Annotated in this window: 14 protein-coding genes; 12 read left to right on the forward strand and 2 right to left on the reverse strand. The window is 70.1% G+C overall.

Features of this window, described 5'->3' with window-relative positions; genetic code table 11:
• The first annotated feature begins 20 nt into the window (after positions 1-20).
• The 4 genes from BJ975_RS01030 to BJ975_RS01045 all read left to right on the forward strand — a co-directional run bounded on the left by BJ975_RS01030 (position 21) and on the right by BJ975_RS01045 (position 6,164).
• A complete protein-coding gene (locus BJ975_RS01030; RefSeq protein ID WP_179422786.1) occupies positions 21-1,031 on the forward strand; it encodes a DNA-directed RNA polymerase subunit alpha in 1,011 nt (336 codons plus the stop codon).
• A 34-nt stretch (positions 1,032-1,065) separates the two neighbouring features.
• Positions 1,066-1,608: a 50S ribosomal protein L17 gene (rplQ, locus tag BJ975_RS01035; protein WP_179422788.1), complete on the forward strand. Its 543-nt coding sequence runs from the start codon at positions 1,066-1,068 to the stop codon at positions 1,606-1,608.
• A gap of 281 nt (positions 1,609-1,889) precedes the next feature.
• The gene (locus BJ975_RS01040; RefSeq protein WP_179422790.1) at positions 1,890-3,905 is read left to right on the forward strand and encodes a S8 family serine peptidase; all 2,016 of its coding nucleotides are present in this window, start codon (positions 1,890-1,892) and stop codon (positions 3,903-3,905) included.
• A gap of 99 nt (positions 3,906-4,004) precedes the next feature.
• A complete protein-coding gene (locus BJ975_RS01045) occupies positions 4,005-6,164 on the forward strand; it encodes a S8 family serine peptidase (RefSeq protein WP_179422792.1) in 2,160 nt (719 codons plus the stop codon).
• Positions 6,165-6,167: 3 nt separating this feature from the next.
• Here BJ975_RS01045 and BJ975_RS01050 read toward each other — a convergent pair whose 3' ends face one another.
• Together BJ975_RS01050 and BJ975_RS01055 are read right to left on the reverse strand one after the other, a co-directional pair.
• A complete protein-coding gene (locus BJ975_RS01050) occupies positions 6,168-6,662 on the reverse strand; it encodes a DUF3253 domain-containing protein (protein WP_179422794.1) in 495 nt (164 codons plus the stop codon).
• 87 nt (positions 6,663-6,749) lie between these two features.
• Entirely contained in the window at positions 6,750-7,253 is a 504-nt protein-coding gene (locus BJ975_RS01055; RefSeq protein WP_179422796.1) for a thioesterase family protein, read from the reverse strand.
• Between the two features lie 167 nt (positions 7,254-7,420).
• On the opposite strand from BJ975_RS01055, the gene BJ975_RS01060 reads away from it, so the two are divergent.
• The 8 genes from BJ975_RS01060 (at position 7,421) to BJ975_RS01095 (ending at position 15,567) form a co-directional block, all read left to right on the forward strand.
• Positions 7,421-8,932 (forward strand): class I adenylate-forming enzyme family protein, encoded by a 1,512-nt coding sequence (locus tag BJ975_RS01060; RefSeq protein ID WP_179422798.1) that lies wholly within the window; start codon positions 7,421-7,423, stop codon positions 8,930-8,932.
• The gene (locus BJ975_RS01065) at positions 8,929-9,618 is read left to right on the forward strand and encodes an HAD-IA family hydrolase (RefSeq protein WP_179422800.1); all 690 of its coding nucleotides are present in this window, start codon (positions 8,929-8,931) and stop codon (positions 9,616-9,618) included. Before BJ975_RS01060 ends, BJ975_RS01065 begins: the two co-directional genes overlap by 4 nt.
• A 98-nt stretch (positions 9,619-9,716) precedes the next feature.
• Complete coding sequence (locus BJ975_RS01070) at positions 9,717-10,526, forward strand: SDR family oxidoreductase (protein WP_179422802.1); 810 nt, start codon at positions 9,717-9,719, stop codon at positions 10,524-10,526.
• Positions 10,527-10,561: 35 nt separating this feature from the next.
• The gene (locus BJ975_RS01075; RefSeq protein ID WP_179422804.1) at positions 10,562-11,794 is read left to right on the forward strand and encodes an acyl-CoA dehydrogenase family protein; all 1,233 of its coding nucleotides are present in this window, start codon (positions 10,562-10,564) and stop codon (positions 11,792-11,794) included.
• Between the two features lie 201 nt (positions 11,795-11,995).
• Positions 11,996-12,937, forward strand: coding sequence for an ABC transporter permease (locus BJ975_RS01080; RefSeq protein WP_179422806.1), 942 nt, complete (start codon positions 11,996-11,998; stop codon positions 12,935-12,937).
• Positions 12,934-13,908, forward strand: coding sequence for an ABC transporter permease (locus BJ975_RS01085; protein ID WP_179422808.1), 975 nt, complete (start codon positions 12,934-12,936; stop codon positions 13,906-13,908). The genes BJ975_RS01080 and BJ975_RS01085 overlap by 4 nt, the downstream gene beginning before the upstream one ends.
• The gene (locus BJ975_RS01090) at positions 13,905-14,771 is read left to right on the forward strand and encodes an ABC transporter ATP-binding protein (RefSeq protein WP_179422810.1); all 867 of its coding nucleotides are present in this window, start codon (positions 13,905-13,907) and stop codon (positions 14,769-14,771) included. Before BJ975_RS01085 ends, BJ975_RS01090 begins: the two co-directional genes overlap by 4 nt.
• Positions 14,764-15,567 carry an ABC transporter ATP-binding protein gene (locus tag BJ975_RS01095; RefSeq protein ID WP_179422812.1) on the forward strand — a complete coding sequence of 268 codons (804 nt, stop codon included), beginning with the start codon at positions 14,764-14,766 and terminating at the stop codon, positions 15,565-15,567. Before BJ975_RS01090 ends, BJ975_RS01095 begins: the two co-directional genes overlap by 8 nt.
• The last annotated feature ends 35 nt before the right edge of the window (positions 15,568-15,602 follow it).

The following is a 15,602-nucleotide window of genomic DNA, read 5'->3' on the forward strand; positions in this document are numbered from 1 at the left end:
TCCGGAAAGGAAGAAACACCATGCTGATCGCCCAGCGCCCCGTCCTGTCCGAAGAGGTCGTCGACGAGTTCCGTTCGCGGTTCGTCATCGAGCCCCTCGAGCCCGGCTTCGGCTACACCCTCGGCAACTCGCTGCGTCGCACGCTGCTGTCGTCGATCCCGGGTGCGGCCGTCACCTCGATCAAGATCGACGGTGTCCTCCACGAGTTCTCGACCATCGAGGGCGTCACCGAGGACGTCACCGAGATCATCCTCAACCTGAAGAACCTCGTGGTCTCCTCGACCATCGACGAGCCCGTCGTGATGTACCTGCGCGCCGATGAGGCCGGTGACGTCACCGCCGCCGCCATCACGCCGCCGGCCGGTGTGGAGGTCCACAACCCGGACCTGCACGTCGCCACCCTGAACGACAAGGGCCGCCTCGAGATCGAGCTGGTCGTCGAGCGTGGCCGCGGCTACGTCTCGGCCGTCCAGAACAAGACCGGCGACGAGGAGATCGGCCGCATGCCGGTCGACTCGATCTACAGCCCGGTCCTGAAGGTCACCTACAAGGTCGAGGCCACCCGAGTCGAGCAGCGCACCGACTTCGACAAGCTGATCATCGACGTCGAGACCAAGGCCTCGATCCTGCCGCGCGACGCGATCGCGTCGGCAGGGTCCACCCTGGTCGAGCTGTTCGGTCTGGCCCGTGAGCTCAACGTCGAGGCCGAGGGCATCGACATCGGCCCGTCGCCGGTCGACGAGCAGCTGGCCGCCGACCTGGCGCTGGCGATCGAGGACCTGGACTTCACGGTTCGCTCGTACAACTGCCTCAAGCGCGAGGGCATCCACACCGTGGGTGAGCTCATCACGCGCAGCGAGCAGGACCTGCTGGACATCCGCAACTTCGGTTCGAAGTCGATCGACGAGGTCAAGGCCAAGCTCGCCGAGCTCGGTCTGTCGCTCAAGGACAGCCCGTCGGGCTTCGATCCCTCCGCCGTCATCGACAACTTCGACGAGGACGCCGGTTTCGCCGAGGACGAGCAGTACTGAGCTGCTCTGACACCACTGATTCAGGAGTAACGACATGCCCACCCCCACCAAGGGTCCTCGCCTCGGCGGCAGCCCCTCGCACCAGCGGCTGATCCTGGCCAACCTGGCCCAGAGCCTGTTCGAGCACGGCCGCATCACGACGACCGAGGCCAAGGCCAAGCGTCTGCGTCCGTACGCCGAGCACCTCATCACGAAGGCCAAGACCGACACGGTGGCCAACCGCCGCCAGGTCGTCAAGGTCATCCGTGACAAGGGCGTCCTGCACACGCTCTTCACCGAGATCGGCCCGGCCATGGCCACCCGCCCGGGCGGCTACACGCGCATCACGAAGATCGGTCCGCGCAAGGGCGACAACGCCCCCATGGCCGTCATCGAGATCGTGGAGACCAAGGAGTTCGACGCCAGCGCGCCGAAGGCCCCGCGTGCCGAGGCCGCCCCGGCGGTCGAGGAGGCCCCGGTCGAGGAGACCGCGACCGACGAGGCCACCGAGGCTCCGGCCGAGGAGGCCACCGAGGCTCCCGCTGACGAGGCCGTCGCCGAGGAGGCCCCCGAGGCCTCCGAGGACGAGACCAAGTAACACCTCCGCACGAAGCGCCCACCCCGCACGGGGTGGGCGCTTCGTCGTTCCCGGGAGCCTGCGGGGGCGGTGAGCTGTCAACCGAACCTGCTGGGGCCCGGTGAGGCATCAACCGCATCGAGGGTCCATGCGGTTGACAGCTCACCGCCTCCGCGCGGGAAGGGTTGACCACTCACCGCTCTGCCAGCTTGCCGATGCCGGGGAGGCGGGGGTTTCGGGATATGCTCGCGCGTGGCCCCTCGCGCATGAGGTGGCTCATTGCTTTCGGGGAAGGTCCATCCATGACGCTGCGTCTGCGCCGTCCACTCACTCTCGTCGTCCCGGTCGTGACGTCGCTCGCCCTCGCCGGCGGCGCGATGACCGCGGTCGCCCAGACCGAGCCCGCGGCCGAGGCGCCGCTCAACACCACCGACGCGCCCCAGCCGGCGCGCGGCATCATCGTGAAGCTCGCCGACGACGCGGACACCGAGGTCGGTGACCTCACCGACGAGGTCGCCGCCGAGCTGCCCGACGGCGTCGGGGTCGCGAACTCGACCGAGGGCGCGAGCGACCTCGGCGTGCTCGACCTGTCGACGCAGGTGGACGCCACCGACCTCGACGACGCGATCGAGCAGCTGGAGGACAACCCGGCCGTCGAGTGGGCCGTGCCCAACGGCGTGCGCCTGCCGTCGGCCACCGCCAACGATCCGCAGTACACGAACGGTCGCCTGTGGAACCTGACCGGCACGTGGGGCGTCCACGCGAACCGCGCCTGGGACATCACGACCGGCTCGCCGAGCGTGCGCGTCGGCGTGCTGGACACCGGCGCGCTGATGGGTCACCCCGACCTCTCCGGCCAGTTCGTCGCCGGTCGCGACTTCGTCGACGACGAGTACGACTGCATGAACGCCTCGTGCTCGCGGTACGCGTACCGCCGCACGTACATCAGCGCCAACGACCGCAGCAGCTGGGACGCCGACCCGTCCGATCCCGGCGACGGCCGCACCAGCAGCGCGCTGTGCGAGTACATGGGCCCGGACAACAGCACGTGGCACGGCACGCACGTGGCCGGCACGATCGCCGCGAAGCGCAACAACGGCATCGGCGTCGTCGGCATCGCCCCGACCGTGAAGATCCAGCCCGTCCGCGTCCTGGGCCGCTGCGGCGGCACCGACTGGGACATCGCCATGGGCATCCTGTGGGCCTCGGGCGCCAACGTGACCGCGTACGACGGTCGCCGCCACGGCACCGTGCCGGTCAACCGCACCCCGTCGAAGGTCATCAACCTCTCGCTCGGCGGATACGTCCCCAACACCACGCAGGTGCGTCAGCTCTGCCAGTTCTACGGTCAGATCGCCTCGATCGCCCGCAAGCGTGGCTCGACGATCGTGGCCGCGGCCGGCAACAACGGCTCCAACCACGCCTACAACGTCCCGTCGGTCTGCCCCGGCTTCATCGCGGTCGCCGCCACGGACACCAACGGCAACCGCGCCTCGTTCTCGAACTACGGCCGCGGCATCGACGTCGCGGCTCCCGGCGTGAACATCATGTCCACGTACAACAACGGACCGCAGGCGCCGGGCAGCCACACGTATGCCGCGAACCAGGGCACCAGCATGGCCACGCCCGCCGTGGCCGCCACGGCCGCGCTGGCGTACTCGGTGGGCATCACGAACCCCGACGTCGTGGAGCGGGTCCTCAAGGCCACGGCTCGTCGTTCCGCCAACTGCACGGCCGCGCAGTGCGGCTCCGGTGTGGTCAGCGCCTACAACGTGCTGATGGCCAAGGCCCCCACGAGCGCCCCGCGCATCAGCGGCGCCGCCCGTGTTGGTCGCACCCTCCGCGCGACCACCGGATCGTGGCGCAACGGCGCGACCGTGCGCCTGACCTGGTACCGCGGCTCGAAGGTCGTCCGCTACGGCACGACCTACCGCGTGACGAAGGCCGACCTCGGCAAGCGCGTCACCGTGCGGGCCACCGCCACCAACGGCTCGCGCGCGATCTTCCACCAGCGCTCGGTCGTGGTGAAGTCGAAGCCGAAGATGGCGTTCTCGATGCCGTCGAAGTTCAGCAAGTCCAAGAAGGTCAAGCTGCGGGTCAAGATCAAGGCCCCCTACGTGCGCGCCACCGGCACGATCCGGGTCTACGACGGCAACAAGCGCATCGCCGTCAAGAAGATCTACTCCAAGAACAAGGGCAAGGTCACGATCACGCTGCCCAAGATCAAGAAGAAGGGCAAGCACCGCATCCGGGTGATCTACTCCGGCAGCACGAAGGTGAGCGCGACGAAGAAGAGCAAGGTCGTGCGCGTCCGCTGATCCTCGTGTGATGCGAGGGGATGGTGTGACGCATGGGCCCTGCCCTATCCTGCTGAGGTCGTTCCCGTCGGGGGGAACCACCTCGAGACAGGACACCCTGTGCGTCGCACCCTCGCCCTCACCGCCCTGCCCCTGCTCCTGGTCGCCTCGGCGCTCGTGAGCACGGCGGCCTCCGCCCAGCCATCCGAGCCGGCGGGGGTCGGGAGCCCCGCGGCGAAGCAGCCGCCGCGCGTCGCGCGCGGCCTGATCGTCAAGGCCACGACCGCCACGACGGCGCGCCGGTCGTCGCTCGCGCGGTCGGCCGAGGCTCGCCTGCCCGGTGCCGACATCGGCTCGACGCGCGCCGCGCCGGCCGGTCTGTCGGTGCTGGAGCTCGATCAGCCGGTGCCCGTCGAGGATCTCGGCCCGGCCATCGACGCGCTCTCGGCCCGCGCCGACGTCGAGTGGGTCGCGCCCGACACGTTGCGCACGATCTCGAGCGCACCGCCCGTCTCCGTGAACGACCCGGACTTCCTCACGCAGGGCAACCTCTGGGACACCACGCGGGACGACGGCGGCTACACGACGAAGGCGCCGTCGCTCTGGCGCGCGACCCGTGGCAGTGCCTCCACCGTCGTCGCCGTCGTCGACACCGGCCTCGCGGCGCACCCCGACCTGGCCGGCCAGACGGTCGCCGGGTACGACTTCGTCGACGACGAGTGCACGCCAGACGAGCTCGGCGACTGCTACTACGACGGCACCTACATCAACGCCGGCGACGGTGACGGCTGGGACGCCGACCCCTCCGACCCCGGCGACTGGCTGGACGAGGACCTCGTCGCCGCCTGCTACGGCGACTCGATCGGCGACGACGACCCGGCCTGGTACACGCAGGACAGCACGTGGCACGGCACGCACGTGGCCGGCACGGTCGCCGCCAAGGCCGACAACGGCATCGGCGTGGCCGGCCTGGCGCCGGGCGTGAAGGTGCAGCCGGTCCGTGTGCTGGGGCACTGCGGTGGCTGGGACACCGACATCCTCTTCGGCATCCTGTGGGCGGCGGGCTACGACCTGAGCGAGTACGACGTGCCGGTCAACCGCACGCCGGCGCAGGTCATCAACCTCTCGCTCGGCGGCGAGTACGAGGACTCCGCGGAAGTGGAGGCGGTCTGCGCGGTCTACAGCGAGGTCGCCGGTCTCGCCCGGGACGCCGGCGCCACGCTGGTGGCCGCCGCGGGCAACGCGTCCGGCCCGACGATCTTCCCCGTCTCGCAGAACGTGCCGGCTGCGTGCGACGGCTACGTGAGCGTCGTCGCCACGAGCGACACCGGACACCGCGCCTGGTACTCCACGGCCGGCGTCGGCTCGGACCTCGCGGCCGCCGGCGGCGACCAGAACATCCTGCCGTCGCGTGAGGACCGCGGCATCCGCTCGACGCTCAATGACGGTGACAAGGAGCCGGGCGAGCCCTCGTACGGCTGGTACCAGGGCACGAGCATGGCCGCCCCGGCGGTCTCGGCCGGCGCGGCGCTGCTCTACTCGCTCGGCGTCACTGATCCCGCTCGGGTCGAGGCGCAGCTGAAGGCGGCGGTGCAGCCGTTCTCCGACGTCCCGCAGGAGCCGAAGATCCTCCTCGGCGGTGTCGAGCGCACCGTGGCCTCAGTCAACTGCGAGTCCTCGAGCGAGGACGCGGGCTACTGCGGCGCGGGCATCCTCGACCTGTCGAAGGTCACGGCACCGCTCGGCGCGCCGCTGCTCTCGGGCACGCGGGCGCCCGGGGGAGTGCTGCGCGCGTCCTCGCGCGGCCTGACGAACCCCGGCGGCACGTCGGCGATCTCGTGGTGGCGCGGGTCCACGCGCGTGGGCACGGGCGCGACGTACCGGATCACGGCGGCCGACCTCGGCCGCACCCTGACTGCGCGCGACACGGTCGCGTCGGGCAGCTTCGCCGGGATCTTCCGGACGGCCACCGTCTCGGTGCCCGCGACGAAGGCCCGCTCGCGGGTGGCGATGTCGGTGGCGTCGAGCCTCAAGCGCGCGAAGCGTGCGCGCCTCGTCGTGCGGGTGTCCGCGCCGCTGGTGCGGCCCACCGGCACGATCCGGGTCTACGACGGCCGCAAGCGGATCGCGACGAAGCGCCTGTACGCCTCGAGCGGCGGCAAGGTCGCGATCCTGCTGCCGAAGATCACGAAGAAGGGCAAGCACCGGATCCGCGTGGTCTACTCCGGCGACGCCCAGGTGACGTCGGGCCAGGTCAGCAAGGTCGTGCGGGTCCGCTGACCCTCAGGCGAAGCGGTCGCCCCGTCCGATGCGGACGGGGCCCTTCGCGGTGTTCGCCGACGCCGGCTCGCCGCGCTGGGTGACCACGACGACGCCGTCCTCGGCGAGGTCGTCCGCGAGGCGACGGACCGCGTCCATGCGGTCGCGCCACTGCTCTCCGCCGACCACGCGGGCGACGTCGCTGGGACAGATCGTCGAGCCGCCACGCTTGCGGAGCAGGGCGCGCATCGCGGCGGTCGAGCGGGCGGCGATCGAGTGGTCGGTGGGCTCCTCCCACCACGGCCGGCCTCGTTCGCCGAGGGCGACCTTGGCGTCGCCGACCCGGTCGCGGGCGTCGGGCTCGCCGGCCTTCACCGCCCGTCGCGCGCTCATCAACTCGTCGACCAGCTCCTGGCGCAGCGCATCGGGGATCTGCGGATCCGTGGCGCGCCACTTCCGCCCACCGATGACCAGGAAGTGGCCGTCGGGGGTGCGCTCCGACTCGGTGTCTCGCGGCATCGGCGTCCTCCCGTCGCCTCGACGCTAGTCGAGCCCACGGGGTGACGCAGGGTGGTCGGCGGACAGGGTGGTCAGCGGACAGGGTGGTCAGCGGACGCCGAGGGGACCGGCGAGGGGGAGTGACCACGGCAGCGCCGCGTGCTCGTCGCGCAGGAACTCCAGCGGCTTGACCATGTCGTCGGGCATCGGCGTCGTGCGGCGGGTGCTGAGGTCGACGTGCAGCTCGAGGAACTCCAGCGTGTTGGCCACGGTGCCGCGGGAGCGGTTCGCCAGGATCGTCTGGCCGTGGACCGTCTTCGGACCCACGCCGAGGATCCGCAGGTGCACCGAGAGCTCGTCGCCGACGAGGGACTCGTCGAGGAACCGGACGTGGTGCTCGACGCTGAAGACGCTGTGACCCGTGCGGTGGCGGTAGTCGTCGTCGAAGCCCAGCTCGCGGAACGCCAGGTCCGAGCCCTCCATGTGGAGCCGGTAGTAGTGGCAGACGTTGACGTGCCCGTTGCCGTCCTCGAACTCCGGCGGGGCGACGAGGCGCATCGCGGTGCCGAGGGCGTCGAGGTCGTCCACGGTGGGCCGTGCGGGGGTGGTCATGGCGGTCACTCTAACCAGAGCCGGATTCCGGATCAGACGCTCGCCCCATGGAACGGGGGTGGTCCGGACGAGGCCTGCCGGGCTATCGTGTTTAAATCTGAAACCAAGTTCACCTTGTGATGCAGGACCATGAGCCGCATCACAGCCGAGGCAATCGAAGGACACGCATGGTCAACATCGTTTCGCGGATCTGGGCCCACGCCGACTCCGAGCCGGACCGGGTCGCGCTCCGTTCGCCGCGCACCGTGACGTACGCGGAGCTGCGTGAGACGAACCGCCGCGTCGCGGGCGCCGTGCGCGCCGCCGGGCTCGCGCCGCTGGACCGCGTGCTGTTCATCGCGCCGACGATCACCGAGTTCCCCGAGGTCTACTACGGCCTCCACGCCGCCGGCGTGACCGTGACGACGATGAACGTCATGTCGACGTCCCCCGAGATCGGCTACGTCCTCGACGACTCCGAGGCCTCGCTGGTCATCGCCTGGCACGAGTGCGCCGACGCGGCGCGCGAGGCCGCCGCCGACCGCGGCGTGGAGTTCTGGCAGCTCGAGCCCGGCCTGGCCTTCGACGCCGAGCCGCTGCAGGACGCGCACGACCACGCACCCGACGACACCGCGATCATCCTCTACACCTCGGGAACGACCGGCCGTCCCAAGGGCGCCGAGCTGACCGCGCTCAACCTCGACGCCACGGTCGACTCTTTCCTGCCCGTGCTCGAGCTCACCGCCGACGACCGCTTCGGCACGGCGCTCCCGCTGTTCCACGTCTTCGGCCAGGCCGTCTGCATGAACACGGCGCTCGCGATCGGCGCCTCCTTCTCGCTGCTGTCGCCGTTCAGCGCCGAGAAGATGCTCGACATGGTCAAGAGCGACCAGCTGACCACCGTCTCGGGCGTTCCGACGATGTGGAACGCGATGCTGCACGCGCAGGGCGACTACACGCCCGAGGACTTCGCCTCGCTGCGGATGGCCTCGTCGGGCGGCGCCTCGCTGCCGGTGGAGATCATCCGCGCCTTCACCGAGCGCTTCGGCTGCACGATCCTCGAGGGCTACGGCCTCACCGAGACCACCGGTGCGGCGACCTTCAACGACATCCACCGCGAGCAGCGGACTGGCACCACCGGCCCGACCCTGCCCGGCACGCAGGTCGAGATCCGCGACTCGGAGGGCCGCGTGCTGGCACCTGGCGAGGTCGGCGAGGTCTTCATCAAGGGCCCGACGGTCATGAAGGGCTACTGGAACCGTCCTGACGTCAACGCGAAGGAGCTCGTCGACGGCTGGCTGAAGTCCGGCGACCTCGGCTCGGTCGACGCCGACGGCTACCTGACGATCGTCGACCGCGTGAAGGACCTCGTGATCCGCGGCGGCTACAACGTGTACCCGCGCGAGGTCGAGGAGGTGCTGTACGAGCACCCCGGCATCGTCGAGGTGGCGGTCGTCGGCATCCCCGACGACCACTACGGCGAGGAGATCGCCGCGGTGATCGCGTCGGCTCCCGGCCACGAGCTGAACGGCGACGAGATCCGCACGTGGGCCAAGCAGCGCCTCTCGGCGTACAAGGTGCCGCGCATCTACTCCTTCGTCGACGCGCTGCCCAAGGGCGCGACCGGCAAGATCCTCAAGCGCTCGATCGACAAGAGCGCGCTGCGCGAGCTCGCCGAGTCGGCGGCTCGCGCCCGATGAGCGACGTCGAGGTCGTCGCGTCGGCCGAGACGCCGCGCGCCGTGCTGTTCGACTTCGGGGGAGTGCTCACCGCGAGCGTCTTCGCCTCGTTCGAGCGGTTCAGTCGTGAGGTCTGCGCCGGCGACCCGCACGCCGTCGTCAACGCGCTGTCGCACGACGAGGCCGCGCAGGCCGCGCTGGTCGACCACGAGTGCGGCCGCGTGGAGGACGAGGTCTTCGAGGAGGCGCTCGCGGGCGCCCTCGCGGCCCAGGGCCACACGGTCGAGGCCGCGGGCCTGATCGCGCGGATGCAGCAGGACCTGCACCCTGATCACGCGATGACCGCGCTCGTCCGTCGCCTCAAGGAGGAGGGTGTCGCGGTCGCGCTGGTCTCGAACTCGCTCGGTCGCGACTGCTACACCGGCCACGGCCTGGACGAGCTGTTCGAGGTCCAGGCGATCTCGGGCCGCGAGGGCGTGCGCAAGCCGTCGCGCCGGCTCTACGAGGTCGCCTGCGAGCGGCTGGGCGTGCGTCCGGCCGAGGCGATCATGATCGACGACCTCGCGATGAACATCCGCGCGGCCCAGACGCTGGGCATGGGCGGGATCGTCCACAGCGACGCCGCGCGCACGATCCCGGCGCTGGCCGGACTGCTCGGACTGGACCCGGAGGCGCTGGGCGCGGAGCCCGCGACGACCGGGACTTGAACTTGAGTCCGAATTCAGATTAGGGTGTGAAGCACGTCACGGTCCCCCTCGCGGACCCGCACCGCGGGCCCCGGACCGTCCCCACTCGGAGGAGCACCATGGACATCCACGGCAAGGTCGCCGTCGTCACCGGAGCCGGTGGCGGCATCGGAGCCGCCCTCGCGGACGCGCTGGTCGCGGCCGGCGCGAAGGTCGTCGTCGCGGACCTCAAGTCCGACGGCGTCGAGGCCGTCGCGGCCCGTCTCAACGAGGCCACGCCCGGCTCGGCCGTCGCGGTCGCGGGCGACGTCTCGCAGACCGCCCAGATCGAGCGCCTGATCGCCGTCGCCGAGGAGTCCTTCGGCCCGGTCGACCTCTACTTCGCGAACGCCGGCGTCGGCGGGGGAGTGACCCTGGAGGCCTCCGAGGAGGACTGGGACCTCGCCCACCAGGTCAACGTCATGGCGCACGTGCGCGCCGCCAAGCTGCTCGTCCCCGGCTGGATCGAGCGCGGCCAGGGCTACTTCGTGTCCACCGCGTCGGCCGCCGGCCTGCTGACGCAGATCGGCTCGGCCACCTACTCGGTCAGCAAGCACGGCGCCGTCGCGTTCGCCGAGTGGCTCGCGATCACCTACGGCGACCAGGGCGTGGCCGTCAGCTGCCTGTGCCCCATGGGCGTCAACACCGACATGCTCACCGGCGGCGCCCCGATCACCAACGAGACGCAGCGCCGTGCCGCCCAGGCCGTCACCGACGCCGGTGGCGTGCTCGAGGCCGACGAGGTCGCCGCGATCGTGCTGAAGGCGATGGAGTCCGAGGAGTTCCTGATACTGCCGCACCCCGAGGTCAAGGTCTTCCAGTCCCGCAAGGCCGGAGACATCGACCGCTGGATCGCCGGCATGCGCCGCTACCAGGCCTCGCTGGCCTGACCCCCGACCCCACCCACAGCCAGCAAGGAGCTGACATGCATTTCGAACTCTCGGACACCGCCAAGGAGTACCAGGCGAAGCTGCTCGCCTTCATGGACGAGCACGTCTACCCGGCCGAGGCCGTCTACCACCAGCAGATGGCGGAGTCGGGCAACCCGAACTTCCACCCGCCGATCCTCGAGGAGCTCAAGGCCGAGGCGAAGAGCCGTGGCCTGTGGAACCTGTTCCACCCCCACAAGGACGAGGCCTGGGGCTCGCCCGGCCTGAGCAACCTCGACTACGCGCCGCTGGCCGAGATCACGGGTCGCAGCCCGTACATCGCGCCCGAGGCGATCAACTGCAACGCTCCCGACACCGGCAACATGGAGGTCCTCCAGCTGTTCGGCACCGAGGAGCACAAGGAGAAGTACCTCAAGCCGCTCCTGGCCGGCGAGATGGCCTCGGCGTTCTGCATGACCGAGCCCGCGGTCGCCAGCTCGGACGCCACCAACGTCGAGCTCAGCATGACCCCCGACGGCGACGAGTACGTCCTCAACGGCCGCAAGTGGTTCGCCTCGAACGCCCTGCACGCCAACTGCAAGGTGCTCATCGTCATGGGCAAGACCAACTTCGAGGCCGAGACGCACCGTCAGCAGTCGATGATGGTCGTCCCGATCGACACCCCCGGCGTCACGGTCGTCCGCGGCCTGCCGGTCTTCGGCTACATGGACCGCGAGGGCCACGCCGAGATCCTCTTCGAGGACGTCCGCGTGCCCAAGACCGCGCTGCTCGCCGGCGAGGGCGACGGCTTCATGATCAGCCAGGCCCGCCTCGGCCCCGGCCGCATCCACCACTGCATGCGCTCCATCGGCATGGCCGAGCGCGCCCTCGACCTGATGATCGCGCGCGCCCAGAGCCGCACGACGTTCGGCGAGCCCGTCGCGAACCGCTCGAACGTCCAGGACTGGATCGCCGAGGCCCGCATCGAGATCGAGATGATCCGCCTGCTGGTGTTCAAGACGGCGTACCTGATGGACACCGTGGGCAACCAGAAGGCCCGCACCGAGATCGCGGCCATCAAGGTGGCTGCCCCGGAGATCGCGCTCAAGATCATCGACCGCGCGATCCAGGTGCACGGTGGTGGCGGCGTCACCGACGACTTCCCGCTGGCGAGCTTCTACGCCCACCAGCGCACGCTGCGCATCGCCGACGGCCCCGACGAGGTCCACAAGCGCACCATCGCGCGGGTCGAGCTGCGCCGCATGGAGCGCGAGCTCTCGCGCGCCTGACGCCGGACCGCACGGGCGGCGGGATACTCCTCTGTCCCGCCGCCCGTGTCCACGGGTCGGACCCCGACCTGAACTTGAGTTCGACTATGACTTAGGCTGTGACGAGCAGCACAAGCAGTGCCCGCGAGCCGCCCTCGGCGCCCCGCGAAATCCCCCGAATCCCAGGAAAGATCCGACCTATGCTGATGGAGACGATGTGACATGAAATGGCGTCGGTTCCTGGTGTCCCGGCTCGTCCGGCTCGCCTTCGTGCTGGTGGCGATCACCACCCTCACGTTCCTCATGATGCACCTGGCCCCGGGCGATCCCGCCCGGCTCGTGGCCGGCATGGACGCGGACGAGCAGGCCGTGCAGGTCGCCCGCGAGCGCCTCGGCCTCGACCAGCCCATGTACAAGCAGTTCCTCGACTACATCGGCGGTCTCTTCCGCGGTGACATGGGCACGTCGTTCGCGACGAGCCAGCCCGTCACCGACGAGATCGCCCAGAAGATCGGCCCCACGGCCCAGCTGGCCGTCTTCGGCATGCTGATCATCCTGCTCGTCGGCCTGCCGATGGGCATCATCGGCGCGGTGCTGACCCGCAACGGCCACCGCGCGTTCGAGATCATGTTCAGCAGCTCCACCGGTGCGATGGCCTCGATCCCGCAGTACCTGATCGCGACCTTCCTGGCGTTCTTCTTCGCGGTGACGTGGCAGATCTTCCCCGTGGCGGGCTCCGGCTCGCTCAACGCCGCGGTGCTGCCCGCGATCGCCATCGCGATCCGCCCGGCGGCCTCGATCGCGCGCCTCGTGCGCGTCCGCACCCTCGAGGTGCTCGAGTCGCCCTACGTGCGCACCGCCCGCAGCAAGCGGCTGCCGACGCGCAAGCTCTACCTCGCGCACGTGTTCCCCAACTCGATCACGACCATGCTCGCGATGGGCGGCGTGACCTTCGCCAGCCTCATCGGCGGCGCCGTCATCGTCGAGCAGGTCTTCGCCCGGCTCGGCCTGGGCACCACCCTCGTCCACAGCGTCCTCGTCGGCGACTACCCGGTCGTCCAGGGCATCGTGCTGCTGCTCGGCTTCTCGGTCGTGCTGGTGAACGCCCTGGTGGACATCATCCTCGGGATCGTCGATCCCCGGACCATGGAGGCCGGCCGATGAAGAAGCACGAGCGCCGCAGCAGCGCGCGTCAGATGTTCGGCGCGTTCCTGGCCACGCCCACGGGCATCGTCTCGGGCCTGATCCTGCTGGGTCTCACGGTCCTGGTGATCATGGGCCCGAACGGCTTCGGCGACCAGGCCGTCGTCAGCGACATGTCCCGCTCGAGCGAGGGTCCGTCCGCGGACTACCGCTTCGGCACCGACGCCCTGGGCCGCGACATCCTCACCCGCACCCTGGCGGCGACCCGGCTCTCGATCCTCTACGCGTCGGCCGCCGTGCTGTTCGCGATGGTGGTCGGCGGCCTGATCGGCGGTCTCATCGCCGCCGGCGGCCCCCGCGTCCGCAAGGTCGGCGGCGCCGTCATCGACTCGATGATGGGCTTCGGCGACATCCTGCTCGCCGTCGTGGTCGTCGCGATCGTCGGCGTCGGCGCGAAGGGCGCGGTGCTGGCCATCGGCGTCGCCTTCACGCCGCACTTCGCCCGCTTCACGTACAGCCTCGTGGACTCGGTGATGGTGCGGGACTACATGTCGGCCGCGCGCGTCGTGGGCGTCAACAAGTCCGGCATCGGCACGCGGTACGTCGGTCGCAACGTCGCCGACAGCCTGGTGATCGTCACGTTCACGACCGTCGCCGAGGGCATCATGGCGATGTCCTCGCTCAGCTTCCTGGGCCTGGGCATCCAGTCGCCGCAGTTCGACTGGGGCCAGATGCTCACCGACGGCGTCAAGAACTTCTACCTCAACCCGTACGCGGCGCTCGTGCCCGCGACGCTCATCCTCATCACCGGCCTCGCGGTCAACCTCTTCGGCGATGCCGTGGCCCGCGCGGTCAACCCGGTGCTGTGGAACGAGCGGCCGAGCCTGTTCCGCTCGAAGCTGCGCCGCAACGGCGCGAAGGCGCTGGCGGCCGAGCCCGAGATCACCCTCGATCCCGGCATGGAGACCGAGACCAGGAAGGGACGCCCATGAACGACGACACCCTGCTCGACGTGCGCAACCTCTCGATCAGCATCGAGGGCCGGGACGACGTCCCGCCGCTGGTGCGCGACGTCTCCTTCTCGCTCAAGCGCGGTGAGATCGTCGGCATCGTCGGCGAGTCCGGCAGCGGCAAGACGCTGACCTCGCTGGCCGTGTCGCGACTGCTGCCCAAGGGCCTGTCGATGACCGCCGACCGGATCGACTTCGACGGTCACGACCTGGTGAACGGCTCCGACCGCGAGCTGCGCACCGTCCTCGGCACGAACCTGGCGATGGTGTTCCAGGATCCGATGTCGTCGCTGAACCCCGCTCGCAAGATCGGGGCGCAGATGATCGAGACGGTGCGCGAGCACAAGGGCCTGTCCAAGAAGGAGGCGCGCGACCTCGCGATCCGCAGCCTCGAGGACGTGCACATCACCGAGCCCGCCAAGCGGCTCAAGCAGTACCCGCACGAGCTCTCGGGCGGCATGCGCCAGCGCACCATGATCGCGATGGGACTCATGGGCGAGCCGAGCCTGATCCTGGCCGACGAGCCCACCACGGCGCTCGACGTCACGGTGCAGGCGCAGGTCATGCAGCTGCTGTGCGACCTCAACGACCGCAAGGGCAGCGCCGTGCTGCTGATCTCGCACAACATCTCGCTGCTGTCGGAGGTCTGCGACCGCGTGATCGTGATGTTCCGCGGCGAGATCGTCGAGGACCTCACCACGGCGAAGCTGCTCTCCGGGCCTGATCACCCGTACACGCGGGGCCTGATCCGCGCGGTCCCGGATCTCAACACGGATCGGAACGAGGACCTCGTGACGATCGAGGACGGACAGTTCGACGTCGAACGGGAGATGAACCATGCTTGAGCTGGAGAACGTCGAGGTCACCTACCCCGGACCGCCCCCGTTCACGGCGGTCAAGGGGATCAACCTGTCGGTGCCCAAGGGCTCCACCGTCGGCCTGGTCGGCGAGTCGGGATCGGGCAAGTCGTCCATCGCGCGCGCGGCCATCGGCCTGACGCCCGTGACGAGCGGCCGGATCACGCTCGAGGGCGTGGACATCACCAACCCCAAGGGCAAGGCGCTGCGCCACCTGCGCAGCCAGGCCCAGCTGGTGTTCCAGGACCCGCACGCGTCGCTGAACCCGCGCATGGAGATCGCCATGGCGGTGCAGGAGGCCGTCAGCGTCGCCACGGGCAAGCGCGTCACGTCGCAGTCGTGCGCCGCGACCGCGCTCGACCTGCTCGACAAGGTCGGCGTGCCGAAGGCGGCCGTGCGCCGCTACCCGCACCAGCTGTCCGGCGGTCAGCTCCAGCGCGTCTCGATCGCGCGGGCCCTGGCGCTCTCGCCGTCGCTGATGATCCTCGACGAGGTCACGGCGTCGCTCGACGTCTCGGTGCAGGCGCGCATCCTCAACCTGCTGCGCCAGCTGCAGCGCGAGCTCGACGTCTCGATGCTCTACATCTCGCACGACCTGTCGGTGATCCGCTACCTGGCCGATCACGTGTACGTCATGCGCCACGGCGAGATGGTCGAGGCCGGAACGGCCGACGCCGTCTTCGACGCGCCCCAGCAGGAGTACACGAAGGCGCTGCTCTCCGCCGTGCCCACGCTCGGCGGCAGCCGCTGGCGCTCGCGCCGCGATCCCGTCGCCGTCAGCTGACCCGCATCCCGTCCCGACCCGCTCCGTCCGGAGCG

Origin of the sequence: Aeromicrobium tamlense (assembly GCF_013408555.1) — a bacterium.
GTDB lineage: Bacteria > Actinomycetota > Actinomycetes > Propionibacteriales > Nocardioidaceae > Aeromicrobium > Aeromicrobium tamlense.